Genomic DNA, 22,099 nt, shown 5'->3' on the forward strand with positions numbered 1-22,099 from the left:
ATTCGTTGCTTATAAAATATTAAATAACTTGAAAACCATGAGCATAAGGATCATCTTCATCATCGATAATGATGGTGTTGTACCCATATACTTTTGCCCATCCTTGAATACTAGGAACAATGGCTAACTTACCATCTAAAGTAGTTTCTTTTTCAACTCGACCAATAAATTTACTTCCTATAAAACTTTCGTGAATAAATTCCTCGCGAACTTCTAACTTTCCTTTAGCATATAACTGTGCTAAACGTGCTGAGGTTCCTGTACCACATGGACTTCTGTCAATTGCTTTATCACCATAAAAAACAGCATTTCTTCCTGATGAATTTGGGTCAATAGGGCTACCTGTCCACAACATATGAGTTACATCTCTAATAGTATCATTTTCTGGATGAATAAATTGATCAGGATATTTTTCATTGATTCGTTCTCTAACAACTTGTGAGTATTGAATAATTTTAGAAGCAGTAAAATTGTGAACTCCTGAAAAGTTTTTTTGAGGGTCTACAATTGCGTAATAGTTTCCGCCATAAGCAACATCAAAATTAATTTCTCCTAATTCAGGACAATCTATAGTGAGTCCTTGAGCTGCTAAATAGCTTTTTACATTGGTTAGTCGAACTCGATCGACTTTTTTGCCTGTTTGTTGGTATTCAATTTCAACTAAACCAGCGGGAGCTTCCATTTTAATTTTTCCAGAAACTTTAGGAGTAACTAATCCTTCCTCAATAGCAATAGTTATTGTACCAATAGTCCCATGTCCACACATTGGTAAACATCCAGAAGTTTCAATAAATAAAATAGCAAAATCGTTTTCTGGATTATGAGGAGGAAACAAAATTGAACCACTCATCATATCATGACCACGAGGCTCAAACATTAAACCTTTTCGAATCCAATCATATTCTTTTAGGAAGTGTTGACGTTTTTCGCTCATGTTGTTTCCTATTAAATTAGGACCTCCACCAGCAACTACCCTAACAGGGTTTCCACAAGTATGTGCGTCAATGCAAAAAAAAGTTTTTTTCATCTTAAAATTGAATCGCCAGCTTGTATTCTGTAGTAGAAAAAACCCTTCAAATTTTTCTATTTGGAAAGACGAAGCTGGCTTTATTTCAATTTCTTTAGATGCTCCAAAAGTAAGGTTTTACACTCAGAGATTTTCTAAAGAAAATATTAAATTTTGTTATATTATTTCTCCTTTTGTTAGTGTACCGTCAACAGAACGTAAAATATGTAAAGGGTTTTCATTTTTTAGTTCTTGAGGTAATATATGGTTGGGCCAATCTTGATAACTAAAAGGACGTACCCAACGTTTAATTGAATTAACTCCAACAGCTGTAAACCTACTATCTGTAGATGCAGGGTAAGGGCCTCCATGTACCATTGATGGACAAACTTCTACTCCTGTAGGAACACCATTAAAAATAATTCTTCCAACCCTGTTTTGTAAGGCAGCAATTACAGTAGGGTAGTTTACTACTTCATTATCATCTGAAATTACAGTTCCAGTAAGTTGTCCTTCTAAATTTGAAATAATTTCTTCTAATTGTTCTTCATTCTCACATTGCACAACCATAGAGTATGGTCCAAATACCTCCTGATGTAAGTTTGGATTATTTAAAAATGTTTTTCCTTCAACAGTTGTAACTACTTGTGCAGCATAGTTAGGTTGAGTACTTTCTTCATATGTAGTTACTAATGTTAAACCTTCCTGATTAAGAGCTTTAGTTTTATTATTCTCATATGCTCCAATAATATTAGGATGTAACATACAACTAGGGTTGATTTCTACAATCTTTTGAGCTAATGAGTTAATAAAGTTTGTTAAATTTTCTCCTTTTAACCCTAGAATTAAACCTGGGTTGGTACAAAATTGTCCAGTACCTAAAGTGATAGAATTAGCATAGGTATTAGCTAAACTATCAGTTCTATTTTGTAATGCTTTTGGAAGCATAATTACTGGGTTAATACTACCCATTTCTGCAAATACAGGAATTGGTTCTTCACGTTTTGCAGCTAAATCTAACAAAGCTCTACCACCTTTAATACTTCCTGTAAAACCAACAGCTTTTACTTTTGGGTGAGTAACTAATTGTTGTCCCACTTCTATACCACTCGAATTTAAGTTAGAAAATACACCGTTTGGCATTTCTGTTTTTTCTGCTGCTTTAATTATGGCAGAAGCTATAAGTTCACCAGTACCAGCATGCATAGGATGTGATTTCACTATAACAGGACAGCCAGCTGCTAAAGCAGCTGCTGTATCTCCACCTGCTGTAGAATAAGCAAGAGGGAAATTACTAGCACCAAAAACTACTACAGGACCTAACGGAATATTCATTTTACGTAAATCTGATTTAGGGTTTGGTTCTCTATTAGGTATAGCAGTATCAATAGTAGCTTCTACCCATGAACCATCTTTAACCAAATCAGCAAATGAACGTAATTGAAATACAGTTCTTCCTCGCTCTCCTTTTGCGCGTCCTTCTGGTAAACCAGATTCAGAACAATAAGTTTGTATTAATTCATTGTCTAAGGCTAAAATTTCATCAGCAATAGCATTCAAAAACTCAGCTTTTCTTTTACCAGAAATAGTTCTATACTTTTTAAACGCTTTTGAGGCTAAATTGACAGCTTCATTAATTTCTTCTTGAGTTGCTTCAGAAAAGACGTGTTTATTTTCCTGATTTAATTCAGGGTTGAAAGTTTTATAAGTTTTGTTTCCTAAGGCTGATAATTGATTTCCTATATAGTTTTTTCCTGTAATCATATTTTAATGAGGTAGAGAGTTAATTAGTAAGTAGCTAAAGCTTTATAATCAGGTAGTGTTGGTCTGTTTTTTAATCCAGCTTCTATTACATTTAAAACATGTTCACGTTCCTCACCTATTAAAGGTAATCGTGGAGCTCGTACATTTTCAGTTCCAATACCTGTAGCTACTTCTGCTAACTTAATATTTTGTACTAATTTAGGATTTATATCTAATTCTAACAATGGTAAAAACCAACGATATATTTCTAATGCTTCTTGTATGCGGCCTGCTTTTTGCAATTCATAAATAGCCACAGTTTCTTTTGGGAAAGCACAAACCAAACCAGCAATCCAACCATCAGCACCCATCAATAAGCTTTCTAAAGCCAAAGTATCAACACCCGTCATTATTTTTAAACGATCTCCAAAACGGTTTTTAATTCTTGTAACGTTTGATATATCTCTGGTTGATTCTTTAACAGCTTCTATATTATCGCATTTCAAAAGCTCATCGAACATATCTAATGTAACTTCAATCTTATAATCTACAGGATTATTGTATACCATAATTGGTAGTGATGAATTGTTAGCTACTGCTTTAAAATATTCAACAGTTTCTCTATCTCCTGCTTTATAGCGCATAGGAGGAAGCATCATCAAACCTTTAGCACCATCTTCTTCCGCTTTTTGAGCAGCTTCAATAGCTCCTTTGGTAGTTTGTTCAGCAATATTTATTAAAACAGGAACTTGATTGTTAACTAAGTTAACGGTTGTTCTAGTTAGCGTTCTTTTTTCATCATCAGATAATGTACTGGCTTCCCCTAGAGTGCCTCCTAAAACAATTCCATGCACGCCTGCTTCCAATTGTGCTTTAATGTTTACTTCAAACATATTTAAGTCTAAAGTATCATCATTTGTAAACTTTGTAGTAACCGCTGGCATTACACCTTTCCAATTTATACTCATTGTAATATTGTTTTTTCATTACAAAGTTATGTGTAAGATAAAGAGAGTTTTGACTTGAAATTACCATATAGTAATACTATATTAGCTTATATAATGTATTTGTTTTATTATATTAATAGTATTTGCATATTTTTGAATAAGAATAGCAATTTATCAATGAAAGTTTTACCCTTTAAAATACCAAAAACTCAAAACATTGGACTAATTTATCAAGAAGATAGAGAGAAGTATTTTTATGATAAGTTCCATCAACATGAAGAAATTCAGTTATGTGTTATTGTAAAAGGAGAAGGAACGTTAATTGTAGGTGATACAATTAACAAATATTCATCGGGAGATGTTCTAGTTATAGGAAGTAACTTGCCACATGTTTTTAAAAGTGATGCTTCTGTTATAAAAGAATCTTTCATGATTTCATTATTCTTTACAAAGAGTTCTTTTGGGAAAGACTTTTTTTTATTGGATGACTTTAAAGAGTTAATCACTTTTTTTGAAAAATCAATATCAGGATTTAAACTTGTTGAAAATAGAAGTGAAGTGATGAAGATATTTTTAGGTTTACAAAAATCTACGAATCTTAATCGATTTATAGGGCTGCTTGAAGTTTTAAAAATAGTAGTAAACTCAAAAACAACTGAGCTGGCAAGTTTTGTATATCCAAGGAGATACACAGATAATGAAGGAAAGAGAATGCGTAATGTTATGGACTTTACAATGAATAATTTTGATAAAAATATTGATTTGTACGAGATTGCAGAAAAGGCTAATATGACCCCCAATGCTTTTTGTAGATATTTTAAACAACGAACAAATAAGACGTATTTTACTTTTTTGAATGAGTTACGTATAGAGAATGCTTGTAAGTTTTTAAATTCAGAAAACTCATTATCAATAAGTGAAATTGCCTATCAATGTGGTTTTAATAATTTATCTAATTTCAACAGAAAATTTAAAGAGATAAAAAAGATTAGTCCATCCAAGTATAGAAAAGATTCGGGTTTTAAGTAGTTAGATTGTTGTATTATAGCAAGAAAGCAAAATATTATCGAACTTTAAGTAACTGTTGATTATATTTGAGGGCTATTTATCTACTTTAAACTTAATGGGGAAAAGAATTACTTATTTATTATTTTTAGTATTGTCAATTACAGCTGAATTGTCTGCACAAGAAACATTACCTATTTATGCTGATTACTTATCTGATAATGTGTATTTATTACATCCAGCAGCTGCTGGTATAGGTGATTGTGGGAAAATACGATTAACAGCACGACAACAATGGTTAGGGGTAGATGATGCTCCTGCTTTGCAAACAGCGAGTTTTCACACAAAATTAGGTGAGTACTCAAATACTGGATTAGGAGTGATTCTCTTTAACGATAAAAATGGGTATCATTCACAAAAAGGAATTCAAGGTACTTATGCATATCACATTGATATGGGGAATGAAAACCTTTTTAATCAGTTATCTTTTGGATTGTCTTTCTCTGTAGTTCAGAATGAGAGAGACCAAAGAACCTTTGTAAATGATCCAGCTGTAAGTCAGGTTATAGAAAGTGATTTTTATTTTAATGCTGACTTTGGTATGGCATATCATAAAAATGGAATATCATCTTATTTTACAGTAAAAAACCTTTTTTTATCAGCAAAAAACAACTTAAATCCTGATTTTGAATCGTATAATCTTAGAAATTATATTCTAGGAGGAGGTTATTTCTTTGGAGATAAAGAAAAGCTACAATTCGAACCATCATTAATGTTTCAATATAAAGAACAAACTGAAGAAAAAATAGCTGACATAAACTTTAAAGTATATAAGACTTTAAATGAAACTCAGTTATGGGCTGCCTTATCTTATAGAAGAAGTTTTGATGGAAATGTTTTTGGAGACTCTCAATATATAACACCTATAGTAGGAGTTAATTACAAGAAATGGATGTTTGCGTACACTTATACACAACAAACAGGTGATGTGGTATTTTCAAATGGAGGCTTTCATCAATTATCTTTAGGAGTAAATTTATTCTGCATAAAGAGAAGAGCTGCAGCTTGTCCAAATATTAACGGAAGTTTTACCTACTAAAAATCTAAAAAATCAATTTTACAATTTTTATAATCTTTAAGAATGTTTTCTAAAACAGACTTATCCTTGTTTATATAGAATACATTTGATGATTTATTAGCGCTATCATTAACAAGGTTTCGTTGTGATAGTACATTTTTAACCTGTTTAGCAACAGCTTCACCTGAATCTATAATTTGAACATTATCAACAGTTATTTTTCGTATTTGAGGAAGTAAATATGGATAATGTGTGCAACCTAAAACAATATAGTCACATTTTTTTTCTAACATAGGATGTATGTATTTCTTAAGTAAATAAGTCATTTCTTCCGAATACATCTTGCCATTTTCAATTAATTCTACTAAACCTTCACCAACTTGTTCAACAATAGTAATTTCATCACTCAAATTAGACGTAGTTTTTTCAAATAAAGCACTGTTTAGTGTTCCTTTTGTGGCCAATATGCCAACAGTACCAGTTTTAGTTTTTAAAGAAGCAGGTTTTATAGCGGGTTCTATACCTATGAATGGAATATCATAATTAGCTCTCAATTGCTGAATAGCATTGGTTGTAGCAGTATTACAAGCAACTACAATAATTTTGGCACCTTTATCTATTAAGAATTCAGTGTTCTTTATAGATAAATCAACTATCTCTTGTGTTGATTTTTGGCCATAAGGAGCATTTTTACTATCAGATAGGTAAATAGTATCTTCATTGGGTAAAAGTTGGTGAATCTCTTTCCAAATAGAAGTTCCTCCTATACCAGAGTCAAAAATACCTATAGGGTGTTGTTTGCTTTTCATAAGTATAACAAAAATAAAAATCCTGCTGTTTTCAGCAGGATTTTTATATAAAATATTTTGTTATTTATTAGAAACCTAATTTAGCTTTTACTGCATCATAGATATCTTCTCCTTTTTCGTAAACGATTAACCCTTTACCAGGAGCAGCATCAAAAACATAGATAATTCCTTTTTCAGCAGCTACAGCCTTAATAGCATCTTCAGCTTTTTGTAAGATAGGAATAGTTTTCTCTTGATATTTCTTTTGCATTTCTTGACCTGCAGTTTGCTCAGCTTGACTAATTTTTAATCTGTCTTGTTGAACTTCAACAGCTCTTTTTTGGTTTACTTCTTGAGTTTGACTCTTACCTTCAGCTTCGTATTTTTTCATCTTAGCCTCTAGTTTTTTGTACATAGATTCAATGTCGTCACGGTAAGTTTTATTTAGCTTCTCTAACTCTGCTTTCATAGCTTTTGTTGCAGGCATTTCAGCTAATAATTTATCTGTGTTAATATGTGCAGTTTTTTGCGCATTTGCCACACCACCTAATCCAACAGTAAAAATTGCAACTAATAATAACGTTTTTAAATGTTTCATCTTTGTTTTAATTTAATTAATGTTCTTTATTCTTGATTTATTTGTTTTCTTCAGCTTCTTGTTCTTTTTTCTTTTTTGCTTCTTCTTGAGCTTTTAATAAGGCAGCCCTTTTTTCTTGTAATAATTTTCTTTTGTCTGCTCTTTCTTTTAAACGTTGTTGTCTTTTTTCTTCAATTAGTTTAATCTTAGCAAGTCTATCCTCTTCTTTCTTTTTACGAAGATCCTCTCTTTGTTGTATTTTTTCTTTTTGTTCATCACTTAAATTGTCATTTTTAAGTAATTCTTTTTTAGCTTCAATTTTATCTTTTTTAGCTTGTCTTTTCTGATCAATACTAATCATTTGTACAACAAGGTCGCTAATATCGTGTTTTTTGTTGGAATACAGCATAACCAATTCACTTGATTTGTCGAAAACAAAATCATATTGTTTTCGTGAAGCTATTGTTTGTACTGCATTGTATACTTGATCTTGTACAGGTTTAACTAATTGTTTTCTTAAGTTGTACATATCTCCATTAGGACCAAAGTATAAAGACTCTAGCCTTCTTAGAGATTCCTGTTTAATAGTTATATCTTCTTCACGTTCTTCAATTAATTCTTTTGTTAGAATTGCTTTTTCGTTAGAAAGATCTGTTTTTAAAACCTCAATAGCACGAGCTTCTTTGTCTAACTTTGTTTTCCATTTTTCAACTTTAGCATCTAATGCGTTTTGTGCATCTAAATATTCTGGAATATTTTGAAGAATATATTCCATGTCAATGTATGCAATACGTTGATTTTTTTGGGCAACAGTTATACTTGTAATAAGTAAAAGAACGAGTGATAAAATATTTTTTTTCATCTTGTATAATGTGTTTAGAAAAAACCGTGCCAAAACCCAGACACATTATAAATCTGTGGTTTTAGAACTGTCTTCCAATTATAAAATGCGTTTGCCAACCTGATTTTTCAGTTAAACCTGGTAACGGATCGAACCCATGTGCGAAATCGATACCTAATAAACCAAATGCAGGCATAAATATACGAACACCAACTCCTGCTGAACGTTTTAACTTAAACGGATTAAAAGTGCTAAAATTGTCATAAGAGTTACCTGCTTCTAAAAATCCTAAAGTATAAATAGATGCTGAAGGTTTATCTGTAATAGAATAACGTAACTCTAATTGAAATTTATTGTAAATTGAACCTCCGTCTAAAGAAGATATTCGGTTATTTTCATATCCTCTTAAACCAATTGTTTCACGACCATCTAATTGACCTTGAGCAATACCATCTCCACCAACAAAATACCTTTCAACAGGAGTTAATCCTAATTCGTTGTTATACTTTCCTAAGTATCCCATTTCAAAATTAGACATTAAAACTAATTTATTAGCTAGGGATGTATACCATTTTCCTTTAGCAGAAATCTTGTAGTATTCTAACCATTTATATTTATCTGCTAAATATGCTTGTCTTTGGTCTAATGTAGGGTTTTCTGGTTCTGTATAGTCTTTTCCATTAACTAAAGAGTAAGGAAAAGTAGCTTTAGCACGTAAAGTGAATTCTGAACCATAGGTAGGGAAAATTAAACTTGGACCAGCGGAGTTACGACTTAAGGCAACACTATAGGCTAAGTTGTTTAAATCTCCTTGACTAAGTATATCATTTGACGATCCTACACGATAACCGTACTTGTTAAGTCCGATTCTTTGATAACTAATGTTTTGAGAAAGGGTAAAGTAGTCATCAGGCCACTTTAGGCGCTTACCTAAACCTATAGAGGCTCCAATAATACTTAAACTTTCATCTTTAATTACATCATAAGTACTGTAATCGAAACGGTATTGGTTTGATAAGTATACAGAGAATGATAACGATTGAGGTGTTTTACCTCCTAACCAAGGCTCAGTAAAAGAGAAACTATAAGTGTTGTATGTTCTACTTGCTTGTAAACGTAAAGATAAACTTTGTCCATCTCCCATAGGTAATGGTTTGTAAGCTTCTTTATTAAATATGTTTCTAAAAGAGAAGTTGTTAAAAGAAAGACCTAAAGTACCAATGAAAGATCCTCCACCATATCCTCCTTGAAGCTCAATTTGACTTCCTCCTTTTTCAACTACTGAAAATTCGATATCAGCAGTTTTATTTTGATAATCAGGTTTTACATCAGGACTTACGTTAGTATCGAAGAACCCTAACTGTCCTATTTCTCGAATAGAACGAATAATGTTTTCACGACTAAATAAATCTCCTGGTTTTACACGTAGTTCTCTAAAGATTACATGATCATTTGTTTTTTCGTTACCTGCAATAGTTACTCTTTTAATTGTTGCAGGATCATCCTCTCTAATACGAACCTCAACAGTAATTGAGTCATTTTTTACTTTAGTTTCAATGGCGTTAATTTGAGAAAATAAATACCCATTATTGTGATATAAAGTTTGAATATCTTGAGAGTTAGGAGTTCCATCACCAGAAATACGTTCTTTTAATACTTTCCCGTTGTAAATATCTCCTTTTTCAATTCGTAATAAATTACTTAATTGCTCGTCAGTGTATTTTTTATTCCCAATAAAAAGAATTTCATCAAATCGGTATTGACGACCTTCTTCTAAATCAATTTCAATATTAATTGTATTATCATCATTCCACACAACTTTATCTGATAAGATACGAGCGTCTCTATATCCATTTTCACTATATTTTTCAAGAATGCTTTCTAAGTCAGTTTTATAGTCGTCTAGTATATATTTTGAAGCTTTCCAGAAACGTCCTAAAAGTTTACGTTTCGTGTTTTTCATCGCTTTGCGTAAAGTAGCATCGGACATGGCCTTATTTCCAGTAAAGTTGATGTTTTTAATTTTTACTCGGTCACCCTTGTCAATAAAAACAGCCATACTTACAGTATTTACATCAGAAGTATCTCTTTTAGTATCTAAAGAAACTTTTGTTTTAAGGAAACCTTTATCAGTGTATTTTTTCTTTATAAAATTTCGTGTGGTAACGATAAGGTTGTCAGTAACCATAGTTCCTTTTTTAAGATCTGTTTCCTTTTTTAGTTCTTTAGCTTTGGAATTGCTAATCCCAGAAAAGGTAACATCAGTTAATTGAGGTAATTCAGTTACGTCGAATTGTAGGTAAACAGTTTCGCCATCACGTTTAGATAGATATACATCTACTTCACTAAATTGTTTACTTTCATATAGCTTTTTAATGGCACTAGTAAGTTTATCTCCAGGTAGTTTAATAGCTTGCCCTTCTGTAAGTCCAGTATAAACTTTTACGGTTTGCTCACTAAATTTTTGTAAACCTGTTACAGTTATCCCTCCTAAAAAATACTCTTTTCCTTTTTCGTAGGAAACAATATTTGTAGCAGTGCTATCTTTAGGAGTTATGTCTTGTGCTTGAGTACTCACCGCAAAAAGGGTGATAAAAAATACTAGTAAATACGAATATTTATTCATTGGTTTCAATCTGTTCACTGGTTTTTCCAAATCTTCTTTCTCTATTTTGATAATCAATTATTGCATCATAAAGATGTTCTTTTCTGTAGTCAGGCCATAATACATCTGTAAAATACAATTCAGCATAAGCCATTTGCCAAAGTAAATAATTGCTTATTCTTTGTTCCCCACTCGTACGTATCATTAAATCAACGTCGGGCAAATTAAACGTATATAAATGATTATTTATAATTTTATCGTTAATTTTTTCAATTTCTATCTCGTTATTAACAACTTTTTTGGTTATGTTTTTGATAGCGTTAACAATTTCTTCCCTTGAACCATAGCTTAAAGCAAAGGTTAATGTAATTTTGGTGTTGTCTTTTGTAGCGTCGATAACATTAGCTAATACTTTTTGAGCATTTTTAGGCAAGCTAGTTAAATTACCAATGGCATTTATCTTTACGTTTTTGCGTTGAAATTCAGGAAGTTCTTTTTTTAAGGTAGTAACCAAGAGGCTCATTAAAGCATCTACTTCTAGTTTTGGTCGATTCCAGTTTTCAGTTGAAAAAGCATAAAGAGTTAAGTATCCTACTCCTAATTCTGAGGCAGTATCTGCAGTTTCTCTAATAGCTGTTAATGCATTTCGATGACCAAAAACACGTTGCATTCCTTTACTTTTTGCCCATCTACCATTGCCATCCATAATAATAGCAATGTGATTAGGTACATTTTGTAAATCAATGCGATGTAGTTTTTCTTTCATATAATTAGTCTGCTATTCCGCCAAAACAAGGTGGTCTTCCGAAGGTGTAAACAATAGAAATTCCTGAAAAAGTATACCAGTCATTTCCATTTCCACCAAAGTCTAGTGAGTTTATTTTATCTGTTGTGTAATCTAAATCATCTTCAAATGTAAAACGTATACCAGTTTCAAAAGCAATAGCAAAATTGTCTGCTAATCTTCCTTTTAAACCAATACCCACAGGTAAAGTATATGAGAATTTATTTTTTAATGAAATAGTATTGTTTGAGATTTGAGAGTCTGGGCTTTTATAGTTAAAAGCTGCGATTTCAGCTAAAATATAAGGGGTGAAAGTGGTTCTGTAATCACTAATGTTATAATCGAAAAAGTTAAATTCTACACCAGCAGCAAATTCATGTACGTTATTTGAAAAGCTGTATCCTCTGTTTTGACGAGAAGGATTACTAGCGTCTGCATCATCACCAGAAACAGGAATATATGTATATGTACCTCTTAAAGCAATTCTAGGATTTAAATTGTACTTATAAATAATACCCCCCGCGAATTTATTTGGGTATATATAGTTTGTGCTTCCTATATCTCCCACATAATTAGAGCCACCGGCAAATATTCCGATTTCATGAATTTGTGATTGTAAAGGTGCAACTAAACAAACAAATAATATTGATAAAATAAGTCCTCTCATTGTAAAATAGCGTGCAAATATAGGGAATTGAATTTGCTTTAAAAAGTTAATAATCCGTCTTTTTGATTAACTTTTTTTTTGTGAATTTATTGTAATTGTATAAGTTATAAAGCTTCATTTCTTGTGTCTTCTCCCCATAAAAGTTTACCGCGTAAGGTTTTTAAATGGGATTGGTTTTTAGGTAAAATGCTTTTTATGGTAAATGAGGCTTTTTTAATTTTGATCTTGGTTTCTTGTGAAACCGTTGCAATACGTGAGTCTAAAGAGATTAAAAAATCTTTTTCACGGGCGCTTACTTCAAGGTGTATTTCAGTGTCATCAGGGATAACCATCGGACGAGCATTCAAGTTATGTGGTGCAATAGGAGTAATAACAAAGCTTTTTGAGTTTGGTAAAATTACAGGGCCATCGCAACTTAATGAATATCCTGTTGAACCCGTTGGTGTTGCTATGATTAATCCATCTGCCCAATAATTGGTTAAATATTCTTGATTTAAAAAAGTTTTAATTCCTATCATCGAAGTAGTGTTTCTTCTTGCAATAGTTACTTCATTTAAAGCAAAGTTGAGTTCAGAAAAATCTTCGGTATTAGGAAATGTTTCTATTTGTAATAAAGAACGTTCTTGAAGAGTGTATTCTTTTTTAAGTACTAAGTTAATAGCTTCTTCAATTTGATCTTTTTGAATGGTTGCTAAGAAACCTAAACGCCCAGTATTAATCCCCATTATAGGAATATTTAAGTCACGTATATAGGTAACGGCTCTTAAAATAGTACCATCTCCTCCAATAGTGAACATTACATCAAAAGTATTTGATAAATCATTAAAATGTGTATAGGTAGGGTACTTTTTGTTTAGTGAATCATTTTCAACAAATAAATCGTAAAACTGTTGCTCAAAAAAGGCAACGATGTTGTGTTTCTCTAAAACATCTAAAAGAATTTTAACTTCTTTTTCTGCTAGTGTAGTATAAGCTTGTCCGTAAATAGCTACTTTTTTCACTTGTAAAATATTTTTTTAGAAATTACATATCTAGATATTTTCTTAAATAGGCAGCTCTATCTTTAAGCTCTTCTAGATAAAAATCGTCTTCATGTTGTGTGATAACGTTGTAGTCGTATCGGCGAAACGTTTGAATAATTTCATTAATTTCTTCAGAAACAATTCTAAGGGTAACTTCTATATTGTCTATGTTTTCAGATGAAATATAAGCCCCTAAGAGTTTTCCGTTATTGGTTTCTACAATTTGAGTTATTTGACTCATAGAATAGTCACTCTTAGGTTTGTCTATTATTAAAGTTTGACTTTCATTATGTATAAAAGGGCTGTTGGCAAAAGCATCTAAAATATCACTTAGTTCATAATACCCAACATAGTTCAAGTTTTTATCTAAAACAGGGATTAAATTAGAGTCGTTATCCGCAAACAAAGCGATTAAATCAAGTAACGTAGCTTTTTCATTCGTGTAAAAGTGATCAAACATGTAAGTGTACTCGTTAAGTGTACGGTTTTTATTTTCAATAGTTTGAATATCACTTTCAGGTAAACAACCAATTAACTTACCATCTTCCACAACTGGAATATGTGTTATAGGTAAGTCTTTACATACTTGTTGAGCACTTTTTACAGAGCTGTTTAATGTAAGTGCTTTAATCTCTTTTAGTATAAAATCATTGATTTTCATTACTACGAATATAGTTTAAAATGTTGGAATGCGTTACCTTTGTGGTCTAATTTTACAACATGACAAAATTAAGTGTTAATATTAATAAAATAGCTACACTTCGTAATTCTAGAGGAGGAAATGTGCCAGATTTATTGAAAGTAGCAACCGATATTCAGGAGTTCGGAGCTGAAGGAATTACCATACACCCAAGACCCGATGAGCGTCATATTCGTTATCAAGATGCATACGATTTAAAACCGTTGGTTACTACTGAATATAATATCGAAGGAAACCCTATTGATAAGTTTATGCAAATGGTGTTAGAGATAAAGCCAACGCAAGTAACTTTGGTTCCTGATGGTGTAGATCAGCTTACATCAAATGCTGGCTGGGATACGATAGTGCATCAATCTTATTTACAAGAAGTAATTGCTGAGTTTAAAAATGCTGGAATTCGCACATCTATTTTTATTGATACAGATTTAAAATTGATTGAAGCTGCAGCGAAAACAGGAGCCGATAGAGTTGAGTTATACACTGAGGAATTTGCTGTTCAATATGAAAAAGGCAATACAAATGGTGTAAAACCATATACAGAAGCAGCTATTTTAGCACACGAATTAGGTTTAGGGGTTAATGCAGGACATGATTTAAGTTTAGATAATATCCAATTTTTTAAACAAAACATTCCTCATTTGGCAGAAGTATCAATTGGGCATGCGTTAATTTCTGAAAGTTTGTATTTAGGTTTACAAAATGTTGTAAATATGTATTTACATCGTTTACAATAAGTATGGAGGTATTACATTCTAAAATAATTGGAGAAGGAAAACCGTTGTTGATTTTACACGGATACTTTGGTATGGGAGATAATTGGAAATCACATGCCAATAAATTTGCAGAAGACGGTTATGAAGTACATTTGATAGATCAACGAAATCACGGACGTAGTTTTCAAACCGAAGCTTTTGATTATGAGTTGATGGTAGGTGATTTATACAATTACATTCAGTATCATAATCTAGAAAAAGTAGATTTGTTAGGGCATTCCATGGGAGGAAAAACAGTAATGTTATTTGCTACAGAATATCCAGAATTGGTTAACAAGTTAATTGTTGCCGATATTTCTCCGAGAATGTATCCACCACATCATCATGATATTTTAGCTGCATTAAATTCAATAGATTTCAATATTCAAAACTCTCGAACATTAGTCGATGAAAAATTAGCTGAATTGATTTCAGAAGTAGGAATTCGTCAATTTTTGTTGAAAAATGTTTATAGAAAAACAAAAGACAAACTAGCTTTTCGTTTCAATTTAAAATCATTAACAGAAAACAATAATGAGGTTGGTGTTGCGTTACCTTCATTCACAATTTTTGAAGGTGAAACACTGTTTTTAAGAGGAGCAAACTCAGGATATATTTCGAAAGAAGATGAACCTTTAATACATGCACACTTTCCAAATTCAGAAATTAAAACGATAGCAAATGCAGGGCATTGGTTGCATGCAGAAAACCCAACAGATTTTTATAAAGAAGCAATTCAGTTTCTTGTTAAATAATTATTGTTCAGTTAAGTTTTCTAAAGCATAATACAATCTGTTTTGCGCATTGTCTTGTGAACCAAAAATAGAACGATAAACTTCACCTTTTGAGGTTAGTAATATCCATTGTGGAGTTCCTTCCGAATTAAAAAAATCGTACATTTTATGATCTTTATCAATGTAAATAGGGAAAGGAAGCTCCTTGATGGTGAAAATACTTAGGATATCTTCTTTAGAAACATCGTTACTCGTAAAGTTACTATGAATACCTATGATTTCAATGTTTTTGTAGTCTTGCTTAAACTGATAAGCAAGTGGTATGGCTCTACCAGTGCACCCTAAGCAAGCATTGTTATAAAACAAAAGAAGAATGGGTTTGTTAGGGTATTTCTCTAATAAATCTACTTCGTTGTTTTCAAAATCAGTAACTTTTATAGAAGTGATAATGTTGCTAGTATCCATGAGGTAAAGTTTTAGCAAAAATATTTAAAAAAGAGATAAGTTTAGAGAAGACTACAAGCTAAAAAAATAGCTTGTAGTTTAGTTATTGTAAGTTTTTACCTAAAGTATATGTTTTTTCTAGCCATTTATTTCGCTGCTCAGGAGTTGAGCTCTTAATTACTGATAAAAAAGTGGTTTTTACAGGTGTAATGCCGCAAAACTCCAAGGTTCCTTTTTTAAATTGTCTAATAGCAGGTCTTTTCATAAAAAGATAATCATACCAACCAGGGGTGTCTGAAGTTATAATGAGTCGAGAGGTTTTGCCTTTTAAAAGTTTTTCAGGAAAAGGTTTTCCTTTAACGGGTTGAAAAGTAATTCCAGGTAAAAAAGTTCTGTCAATAAAACCTTTCATCATTGCAGGATAGCCTGCCCACCAAACAGGAAAGACCCAAACAATATGATCTGCTTTTTTAATTTTAGATAAAGCTTCTTGCAAATCAGGTTCAAGTTCAGTTCTTTTTCGGTAACCGAATTTAAGATTCGGATTAAAGTTTAAGTCAGTAATAGTAATTTCTTCAATAGTAGCATCGGTTTCCAAAGCACCTTTTTTGTAGGAAGCTGCTAGTGCGTGGTTAAAACTTTCTTTGTCTGGGTGTCCGTTTATTAATAAAATATGCTTCATAATATGTTTGTGATTATAAAGCAAAGTACGGTTGGTTTTACAAGCTTAAAAAGGACAATTGTCTAATAAAAAACCGATTTTCTAATTCGGCTCAAATGTCGTTGAGTGATTCCTAAGTAAGAAGCAAGGTATTGTAGTGGTATGGTTTGTAAATAGCTAGGGTGTGTTTCTAATAGTTTTTTATAACGATTTTCAGCACTTTCATTTTGTAACACAAAAATTCTGTTTTCAAGATTTATATATTCTTGCTCAGCAAATGTTTTAAAAAGACGTAACCAATTAGTGCTTGAATTTTCTAAGGCTGCAAATTGTTCTTTGGTAATGCTGTATAGTTCTGCATCGGTTAATGCTTGAATATTCTCGTTAGTTTTTGTTTGAGAGATAAAAGATGAATATGCAGTAACAAATGAGTTTTCTGATAACAAACAATAGGTAGCTTCTTTTTCGTCAGACGAATGATAAAACGACCTGAAAATACCTGAAGCTATAAAAGCTACTTCTTTGCAAGTGTTTCCTTCTTGTATAAAAAAATCACCTTTGTTAAGTTTTTTATACCTGACTAACTTTACAAAATTGTCTATTTCTTCTTCAGTAAGAATGTTATATGAGGCTAAGTGTTTTTTGAGCATTTAAAAGATTGGTTATGAATAAAGCGAAATTAAATAAATCTCTCAAAAACTAAAATAAAGTTTTTAAACCTGCCAAAACTGCAGGTTTTTGCTTTTGGTATGGTTGTGGTAAAGTGTAGGAAGTGTTACGAATTAATAGTTTCAGTTAAAAATGAGTAAATTTATAATTCATAACCAATTAAATTAAAAAGAAAAATGAAAACATTTTTAAAAGTATTGTTAACAGCATTGGTGGTAATTGTATTGGCAAATATTTTACCAGGAGTAACCGTAGCAAGCTATACAACTGCAGTAATTGTAGCGGTAGTAATTGCGTTGTTAAATTTATTTGTGCGTCCGTTGCTAGTGTTTTTCACACTGCCAGCAACCATCGTTACACTAGGATTATTCTTGTTTGTAATTAATGCAGTAATTATATTATTGGCAGATAAACTAGTGTCAGGATTTGCAGTTAGCGGATTTTTTACAGCGCTTTTGTTCAGTGTATTACTGTCAATTTTTAGATCGTTAATGTTTTCGCTATTAAAAGAAGGAGACGAATAAGTAACCTAACACAGTAAAAACTAGAAAATAAGGGTGGTGAAAAAGTAGATATTTTTATATTTAAAAGTATTGGTTATCAATAAATAAAGTAGTAATTTTGCACCCGATTTTTTAAGAAACAGATTTTTAAGATGAATATAACAAAAGAAAACGTAGATGCATTAAATGCAGTTGTAAAAGTTGATATTGTTGCAGAAGATTATCAAGATAAAGTAACAAAAGTATTAAACGATTACCGTAAAACAGCTAACATTCCTGGATTCAGAAAAGGTAATGTACCAATGGGAATGGTAAAGAAGCAATACGGAAAATCAGTAATGATTGATGAGGTAAACAAGCTTTTACAAGAGTCGTTAAACAAATTCTTAGTTGAAGAGAAGTTAGATATCTTAGGTAACCCATTACCAAGAGTTCAAGAAGATTTCAATTGGGATGCTGATAAATTCTCTTTTGAATTCGAATTAGGATTAGCTCCTGAGTTCGACGTAAACTTACAACCAAAAGACAAAGTAACTCAATATAACATCATTGCTACAGACGAGTTAATCGAGAAAGAAGTTGAAAACATTCAAACTCGTTACGGTAAAATGTCTGCTAAAGACGAAGCTACAGAAGAAACTAACGTTACTGGTACTTTCGTAAACGAAGAGAAAGAAATCAACAAAAAATCTACAATTTCTGTAAAAGATATTAAAGGAAAAACAAACTTAAAAAAGTTTGTAGGTGCTAAAGTTGGAGACGTTTTAGAATTAAAAACTAAAAACTTATTTGAAGACGAGCACAAGTTACAAGGAGCTTTAGGTGTATCTCATGATGAGGTTCACGATTTAGACATTCCTGTAACATTTACTATTGAAGAAATTACTGAAATAGAGCCAGCAGAATTAGATCAAGAGTTATTTGACAAGTTATTTGCTGACGGAAGTGTAAAAACTGTAACTGAATTAAAAGACAAAATTAAAGAAGACGCAGAAAAGCAATTCCAACAACAAGCAGATCAACAATTGTTAAATGCAATTACAGAGAACTTAGTAGAGAATACTAAATTTGATTTACCAGTTGAATTCTTACAAAAGTGGTTACAAACTGCTGGAGAAAAAGAATTAACTGCTGAAGAAGCTGTTGAAGAATACAACAAGTCAGAAAAAGGATTACGTTACCAATTAATCGAAGGAAAGATTATGAAAGATAACGATATCAAATTAGACTATGCTGAATTAGTAGACTACGCTAAAGGGTTTATTAGAGCTCAAATGGCGCAGTTTGGTAACATGAATCCAGAAGAAAAGGAATTAGAGGATATCGCAGGAAGAATCTTACAAAATCAAGACGAAGCTCGTCGTTTACAAGAGCAATTAATTTCTCAGAAATTATTAGCTTTTTATAAAGAAAACATGAGTTTTGATACTAAAGAAGTTTCTTTTGAAGATTTCATTAAAGAAGTATACAAATAACAGTTTATAACTGATGTAATAAGAAAAACCTGAATCTACATTCAGGTTTTTTTAGCCATAAACTGTAACAAAATACTAACGAAATTGTTCTTATATTTACATCATTATAACCTAAAAACATTTTAAATGGATTACGGAAAAGAGTTCGAAAAATACGCAACTAAGCACCACGGAATAAATAGTAACTACTACGGGAAAATAACAAGTAGCTTAACTCCATACATTATGGAAGAGCGTCAGATGAACATCACGCAAATGGATGTTTTCTCTCGTTTAATGATGGATAGAATTATCTTCTTAGGTACAGGAATTAACGATCAAGTAGCTAATGTAATTCAAGCACAATTGTTATTCTTAGAAAGTGTAGATGCTAATAAAGATATTTCAATTTATATTAATTCACCAGGTGGTGGAGTGTATGCAGGTTTAGGTATTTACGATACAATGCAATTTATTAAGCCAGATGTAGCAACTATTTGTACAGGTATGGCCGCTTCTATGGGAGCAGTATTAATGTGTGCAGGAGAAAAAGGAAAGCGTTCAGCATTACCGCATTCTCGTATCATGATTCACCAACCATTAGGAGGTGCGCAAGGACAAGCATCTGATATTGAAATTACAGCTCGTGAAATTTTAAAATTAAAAGATGAGTTGTATGAAATTATCGCAAAACACTCAGGTCAAACTGTAGAAAAAGTAAACCAAGATTCTGATAGAGATTATTGGATGAAAGCTGATGAAGCGAAAGCTTACGGTATGGTTGACGAAATTTTAACTAGAAAATAAATTAACAACTAATAGCTTTGGCTATTAGCAATAAGCTGATAAGATGTCGAAAGAAGAAAATTTACAATGTTCCTTTTGTGGTCGTAAAAAACCTGAAACCGATTTATTAATTGCAGGTTTAGATGCTCATATATGTGATAAATGTATAGAGCAGGCTCACGGAATTGTAGAGGAGGAAATAGCAGAACTTAAAACAAGTGATTTATCAAAAGACTTAACTTTAAAAAAGCCTAAAGAAATTAAAGCTTTTTTAGATGAGTATATTATTGGTCAAGATGAAACCAAAAAAGCAATGTCTGTAGCAGTATACAATCACTACAAAAGATTATTGCAAACTAGAGGAGATGAAGACGAAGTAGAAATTGAAAAGTCTAATATTGTTTTAGTTGGTGAAACGGGTACAGGTAAAACATTAGTAGCACGTACTATTGCAAAAATGTTAAACGTGCCATTTTCTATTGTAGATGCTACTGTTTTAACACAAGCAGGTTATGTAGGGGAAGATGTTGAGAGTATTTTGAGTCGTTTGTTACAAGCAGCTGATTATGATGTTGAAAAAGCAGAAAGAGGTATTGTGTTTATTGATGAAATAGACAAGATTGCTCGTAAGGGCGATAATCCGTCTATTACACGTGATGTTTCTGGTGAAGGAGTGCAACAAGCATTATTGAAGTTGTTAGAAGGAGCGGTGGTAAATGTAGCTCCTAAAGGAGGAAGAAAACATCCAGAACAAAAGTTTATTGAAGTAAATACCAAAGATATTTTATTTATTGCAGGAGGAGCTTTTTCTGGAATTGATAGAATTATAAGCAAGCGTTTAAACATGCAAGCTGTAGGATATAGTGCTTCAGTTGAAGAAGATAAAATAGATCAAGATAACTTATTGCAATACATTACTCCTTTAGATTTAAAATCTTTTGGTTTAATACCTGAAATCATTGGTCGTTTACCTGTATTAAGTTACATGAATCCGTTAGATGCTCAAACATTAAGAGCTATTTTAACTGAGCCTAAAAATTCAATAGTAAAGCAATACACTAAATTGTTTGCTATGGATGAGGTTGAGTTTGCAATGACCGAAGAAGCATTACAGTTTATTGTTAATAAGGCAGTAGAGTATAAGTTAGGGGCACGTGGTTTACGTTCTTTATGTGAAGCAATTTTAACTGATGCAATGTTCGAGATACCAAGTTCTGATGAAAAAGAATTTAGTGTAACTAAAGAATATGCTGAAGCAAAATTAACTAAATCAGCATTAAAAAAATTAAAAGCAGCTTCATAAGCAAAAAACATACTAATAAAAAAAGCCATCAAATTCTTGATGGCTTTTTTTATGCTTTTTAATAAAGTAACTATTCTGTTTTGTGAAGTTTACTATGTTGTTCTATCCACTCGGTAATTTCTTCACCTTTAATGTCGTATTTATACATTAAATCTTCTTTAACCTTTTTAAGGTGAGCTTTGTCTAATACATTTTTTTCATATTCAGAAACAACCAACTGTATAAAGCTTTCTGCATATTTTTTTACAGGTTTTTCAGCTGTTTTAGGTTTTTCTATAACTTTTTTAGTAGTTTTTTTCTGTTCTATAACCATAGTGTTTGTATCTGCTACCTCACCACTGCTAGTAGCATAGGTTGTTTTGTCGTCTTTATACCAACCTGCAGGAATATTAGATAATTGAGCTTCACTAACAACAATAGTTTTAATATTGTTACCAGTAACGTCCATATTTATAAGATTAGGACAGTTAGATACATCTAACGTAGTTAATTTGTTATAGCTAGCATATAAGCTTTCAAGATTAGAGTTTTTACCAAGAATTAACGAACTCATATTGTTGCTATCACAACTTATGTAAGTTAAATTAGGATTGTTACTAACATCTAAACGCTCAATTTTATTTTGAGTACAGTTTAAAAAACTTATAGAAGAACTTTGAGATAAATCTATTTTAGTAATTTCGTTATCGTAACAATCTAAACGTTTTAAGTTAGGAAAGCTCTCCAAACCAGTTAAGTTTTTAATTTTTGAATATACATTAGGTAAATCCTTATTTGTAACAGGATTGTCAATGTTTAAGTTAGTAACATACTCAGCATCACTAATGGTAATACTTCCGTTTAAACCGTTAGAGTCAATTTTTAAATCAACCAAACATTCTTCTAAACCGATGTCAGGAATTCGAATAGTTTCTTGTGAAAATGTATTGTAAGATAAAAGTAATGCTAAACTAAAGGGGATAATTGTTTTCATTAATAAGGGGGAATTTTTTGTCAAAATTATATATTTATATGTTTTTAGCAAATTTAA

Annotated in this window: 24 protein-coding genes; 8 read left to right on the forward strand and 16 right to left on the reverse strand. The window is 31.6% G+C overall.

From position 1 onward, the window contains the following. Positions 1–19 precede the first annotated feature (19 nt). From C8N26_RS04720 to C8N26_RS04730, 3 genes are all read right to left on the reverse strand, one after another. Entirely contained in the window at positions 20–1,027 is a 1,008-nt protein-coding gene (locus C8N26_RS04720; RefSeq protein WP_120186273.1) for a 4-hydroxyproline epimerase, read from the reverse strand. Between the two features lie 156 nt (positions 1,028–1,183). Next, positions 1,184–2,770, reverse strand: a complete 1,587-nt coding sequence (locus tag C8N26_RS04725; RefSeq protein WP_120186274.1) for an aldehyde dehydrogenase (NADP(+)) — start codon at positions 2,768–2,770, stop codon at positions 1,184–1,186. 23 nt (positions 2,771–2,793) lie between these two features. Then, positions 2,794–3,717 carry a dihydrodipicolinate synthase family protein gene (locus C8N26_RS04730; RefSeq protein WP_120186275.1) on the reverse strand — a complete coding sequence of 308 codons (924 nt, stop codon included), beginning with the start codon at positions 3,715–3,717 and terminating at the stop codon, positions 2,794–2,796. Positions 3,718–3,873: 156 nt separating this feature from the next. Here C8N26_RS04730 and C8N26_RS04735 point away from each other — a divergent pair, with 156 nt between their 5' ends. Both C8N26_RS04735 and C8N26_RS04740 read left to right on the forward strand, forming a co-directional pair. Then, on the forward strand, positions 3,874–4,725 hold the full coding sequence (locus C8N26_RS04735; protein WP_120186276.1) for an AraC family transcriptional regulator: 852 nt from the start codon (positions 3,874–3,876) through the stop codon (positions 4,723–4,725). A gap of 94 nt (positions 4,726–4,819) precedes the next feature. After that, the gene (locus C8N26_RS04740) at positions 4,820–5,800 is read left to right on the forward strand and encodes a PorP/SprF family type IX secretion system membrane protein (protein WP_120186277.1); all 981 of its coding nucleotides are present in this window, start codon (positions 4,820–4,822) and stop codon (positions 5,798–5,800) included. Here C8N26_RS04740 and murI read toward each other — a convergent pair. The 9 genes from murI to C8N26_RS04780 form a co-directional block, all read right to left on the reverse strand. After that, a complete protein-coding gene (gene murI / locus C8N26_RS04745) occupies positions 5,797–6,588 on the reverse strand; it encodes a glutamate racemase (RefSeq protein WP_120186278.1) in 792 nt (263 codons plus the stop codon). The two genes, C8N26_RS04740 and murI, sit on opposite strands and share 4 nt — an antisense overlap. A gap of 67 nt (positions 6,589–6,655) precedes the next feature. Then, positions 6,656–7,165: an OmpH family outer membrane protein gene (locus C8N26_RS04750; protein ID WP_028892365.1), complete on the reverse strand. Its 510-nt coding sequence runs from the start codon at positions 7,163–7,165 to the stop codon at positions 6,656–6,658. 37 nt (positions 7,166–7,202) lie between these two features. Further along, positions 7,203–7,970, reverse strand: coding sequence for an OmpH family outer membrane protein (locus tag C8N26_RS04755; protein ID WP_394342639.1), 768 nt, complete (start codon positions 7,968–7,970; stop codon positions 7,203–7,205). Further along, complete coding sequence (locus C8N26_RS13710; RefSeq protein WP_394342636.1) at positions 7,921–8,052, reverse strand: hypothetical protein; 132 nt, start codon at positions 8,050–8,052, stop codon at positions 7,921–7,923. The genes C8N26_RS04755 and C8N26_RS13710 overlap by 50 nt, the downstream gene beginning before the upstream one ends. A 15-nt stretch (positions 8,053–8,067) precedes the next feature. Further along, the gene (gene bamA, locus C8N26_RS04760; RefSeq protein WP_120186280.1) at positions 8,068–10,611 is read right to left on the reverse strand and encodes an outer membrane protein assembly factor BamA; all 2,544 of its coding nucleotides are present in this window, start codon (positions 10,609–10,611) and stop codon (positions 8,068–8,070) included. Further along, a complete protein-coding gene (locus tag C8N26_RS04765) occupies positions 10,604–11,356 on the reverse strand; it encodes an isoprenyl transferase (RefSeq protein ID WP_120186281.1) in 753 nt (250 codons plus the stop codon). Before C8N26_RS04765 ends, bamA begins: the two co-directional genes overlap by 8 nt. Before the next feature lie 4 nt (positions 11,357–11,360). Continuing rightward, the gene (gene porG, locus C8N26_RS04770) at positions 11,361–12,041 is read right to left on the reverse strand and encodes a type IX secretion system protein PorG (protein ID WP_120186282.1); all 681 of its coding nucleotides are present in this window, start codon (positions 12,039–12,041) and stop codon (positions 11,361–11,363) included. A gap of 104 nt (positions 12,042–12,145) precedes the next feature. Further along, complete coding sequence (locus tag C8N26_RS04775; RefSeq protein WP_120186283.1) at positions 12,146–13,042, reverse strand: NAD kinase; 897 nt, start codon at positions 13,040–13,042, stop codon at positions 12,146–12,148. 22 nt (positions 13,043–13,064) lie between these two features. Further along, the gene (locus C8N26_RS04780) at positions 13,065–13,724 is read right to left on the reverse strand and encodes a CBS domain-containing protein (RefSeq protein ID WP_120186284.1); all 660 of its coding nucleotides are present in this window, start codon (positions 13,722–13,724) and stop codon (positions 13,065–13,067) included. 59 nt (positions 13,725–13,783) lie between these two features. Between C8N26_RS04780 and C8N26_RS04785 the strand changes: the two genes are divergently transcribed. Both C8N26_RS04785 and C8N26_RS04790 read left to right on the forward strand, forming a co-directional pair. Further along, complete coding sequence (locus tag C8N26_RS04785; protein WP_028892372.1) at positions 13,784–14,497, forward strand: pyridoxine 5'-phosphate synthase; 714 nt, start codon at positions 13,784–13,786, stop codon at positions 14,495–14,497. Positions 14,498–14,499: 2 nt separating this feature from the next. After that, on the forward strand, positions 14,500–15,270 hold the full coding sequence (locus C8N26_RS04790) for an alpha/beta fold hydrolase (protein WP_120186285.1): 771 nt from the start codon (positions 14,500–14,502) through the stop codon (positions 15,268–15,270). On the opposite strand, the gene C8N26_RS04795 is transcribed toward C8N26_RS04790, so the two are convergent. From C8N26_RS04795 to C8N26_RS04805, 3 genes are all read right to left on the reverse strand, one after another. Then, complete coding sequence (locus C8N26_RS04795) at positions 15,271–15,714, reverse strand: TlpA family protein disulfide reductase (protein WP_120186286.1); 444 nt, start codon at positions 15,712–15,714, stop codon at positions 15,271–15,273. Between the two features lie 82 nt (positions 15,715–15,796). Then, positions 15,797–16,375: an NAD(P)H-dependent oxidoreductase gene (locus tag C8N26_RS04800; RefSeq protein WP_120186287.1), complete on the reverse strand. Its 579-nt coding sequence runs from the start codon at positions 16,373–16,375 to the stop codon at positions 15,797–15,799. Between the two features lie 62 nt (positions 16,376–16,437). Continuing rightward, positions 16,438–17,004, reverse strand: coding sequence for a Crp/Fnr family transcriptional regulator (locus C8N26_RS04805; RefSeq protein ID WP_120186288.1), 567 nt, complete (start codon positions 17,002–17,004; stop codon positions 16,438–16,440). Positions 17,005–17,199: 195 nt separating this feature from the next. Here C8N26_RS04805 and C8N26_RS04810 point away from each other — a divergent pair, with 195 nt between their 5' ends. The 4 genes from C8N26_RS04810 to clpX all read left to right on the forward strand — a co-directional run bounded on the left by C8N26_RS04810 (position 17,200) and on the right by clpX (position 21,069). Then, positions 17,200–17,547: a phage holin family protein gene (locus C8N26_RS04810; protein WP_028892378.1), complete on the forward strand. Its 348-nt coding sequence runs from the start codon at positions 17,200–17,202 to the stop codon at positions 17,545–17,547. Between the two features lie 131 nt (positions 17,548–17,678). Beyond that, positions 17,679–19,001 carry a trigger factor gene (gene tig, locus C8N26_RS04815; protein WP_120186289.1) on the forward strand — a complete coding sequence of 441 codons (1,323 nt, stop codon included), beginning with the start codon at positions 17,679–17,681 and terminating at the stop codon, positions 18,999–19,001. A 126-nt stretch (positions 19,002–19,127) separates the two neighbouring features. Next, positions 19,128–19,787 carry an ATP-dependent Clp endopeptidase proteolytic subunit ClpP gene (gene clpP / locus C8N26_RS04820; protein ID WP_028892380.1) on the forward strand — a complete coding sequence of 220 codons (660 nt, stop codon included), beginning with the start codon at positions 19,128–19,130 and terminating at the stop codon, positions 19,785–19,787. Between the two features lie 43 nt (positions 19,788–19,830). Beyond that, entirely contained in the window at positions 19,831–21,069 is a 1,239-nt protein-coding gene (gene clpX, locus C8N26_RS04825) for an ATP-dependent Clp protease ATP-binding subunit ClpX (protein WP_028892381.1), read from the forward strand. A gap of 70 nt (positions 21,070–21,139) precedes the next feature. Here the strand turns inward: clpX and C8N26_RS04830 are convergent, their stop codons facing one another. After that, entirely contained in the window at positions 21,140–22,042 is a 903-nt protein-coding gene (locus C8N26_RS04830; protein WP_120186290.1) for a leucine-rich repeat domain-containing protein, read from the reverse strand. Between the last annotated feature and the right edge of the window lie 57 nt (positions 22,043–22,099).

Origin of the sequence: Tenacibaculum lutimaris (assembly GCF_003610735.1) — a bacterium.
Taxonomy (GTDB): domain Bacteria; phylum Bacteroidota; class Bacteroidia; order Flavobacteriales; family Flavobacteriaceae; genus Polaribacter; species Polaribacter lutimaris.

Coding starts and splice junctions, on each gene's coding strand:
- C8N26_RS04720 (WP_120186273.1), bottom strand. CDS start 1,027: ATGAAAAAAACTTTTTTTTGCATTGACGCACATACTTGTGGAAACCCT.
- C8N26_RS04725 (WP_120186274.1), bottom strand. CDS start 2,770: ATGATTACAGGAAAAAACTATATAGGAAATCAATTATCAGCCTTAGGA.
- C8N26_RS04730 (WP_120186275.1), bottom strand. CDS start 3,717: ATGAGTATAAATTGGAAAGGTGTAATGCCAGCGGTTACTACAAAGTTT.
- C8N26_RS04735 (WP_120186276.1), top strand. CDS start 3,874: ATGAAAGTTTTACCCTTTAAAATACCAAAAACTCAAAACATTGGACTA.
- C8N26_RS04740 (WP_120186277.1), top strand. CDS start 4,820: ATGGGGAAAAGAATTACTTATTTATTATTTTTAGTATTGTCAATTACA.
- murI (WP_120186278.1), bottom strand. CDS start 6,588: ATGAAAAGCAAACAACACCCTATAGGTATTTTTGACTCTGGTATAGGA.
- C8N26_RS04750 (WP_028892365.1), bottom strand. CDS start 7,165: ATGAAACATTTAAAAACGTTATTATTAGTTGCAATTTTTACTGTTGGA.
- C8N26_RS13710 (WP_394342636.1), bottom strand. CDS start 8,052: ATGTGTCTGGGTTTTGGCACGGTTTTTTCTAAACACATTATACAAGAT.
- bamA (WP_120186280.1), bottom strand. CDS start 10,611: ATGAATAAATATTCGTATTTACTAGTATTTTTTATCACCCTTTTTGCG.
- C8N26_RS04765 (WP_120186281.1), bottom strand. CDS start 11,356: ATGAAAGAAAAACTACATCGCATTGATTTACAAAATGTACCTAATCAC.
- porG (WP_120186282.1), bottom strand. CDS start 12,041: ATGAGAGGACTTATTTTATCAATATTATTTGTTTGTTTAGTTGCACCT.
- C8N26_RS04780 (WP_120186284.1), bottom strand. CDS start 13,724: ATGAAAATCAATGATTTTATACTAAAAGAGATTAAAGCACTTACATTA.
- C8N26_RS04785 (WP_028892372.1), top strand. CDS start 13,784: ATGACAAAATTAAGTGTTAATATTAATAAAATAGCTACACTTCGTAAT.
- C8N26_RS04790 (WP_120186285.1), top strand. CDS start 14,500: ATGGAGGTATTACATTCTAAAATAATTGGAGAAGGAAAACCGTTGTTG.
- C8N26_RS04795 (WP_120186286.1), bottom strand. CDS start 15,714: ATGGATACTAGCAACATTATCACTTCTATAAAAGTTACTGATTTTGAA.
- C8N26_RS04800 (WP_120186287.1), bottom strand. CDS start 16,375: ATGAAGCATATTTTATTAATAAACGGACACCCAGACAAAGAAAGTTTT.
- C8N26_RS04805 (WP_120186288.1), bottom strand. CDS start 17,004: ATGCTCAAAAAACACTTAGCCTCATATAACATTCTTACTGAAGAAGAA.
- C8N26_RS04810 (WP_028892378.1), top strand. CDS start 17,200: ATGAAAACATTTTTAAAAGTATTGTTAACAGCATTGGTGGTAATTGTA.
- tig (WP_120186289.1), top strand. CDS start 17,679: ATGAATATAACAAAAGAAAACGTAGATGCATTAAATGCAGTTGTAAAA.
- clpP (WP_028892380.1), top strand. CDS start 19,128: ATGGATTACGGAAAAGAGTTCGAAAAATACGCAACTAAGCACCACGGA.
- clpX (WP_028892381.1), top strand. CDS start 19,831: ATGTCGAAAGAAGAAAATTTACAATGTTCCTTTTGTGGTCGTAAAAAA.
- C8N26_RS04830 (WP_120186290.1), bottom strand. CDS start 22,042: ATGAAAACAATTATCCCCTTTAGTTTAGCATTACTTTTATCTTACAAT.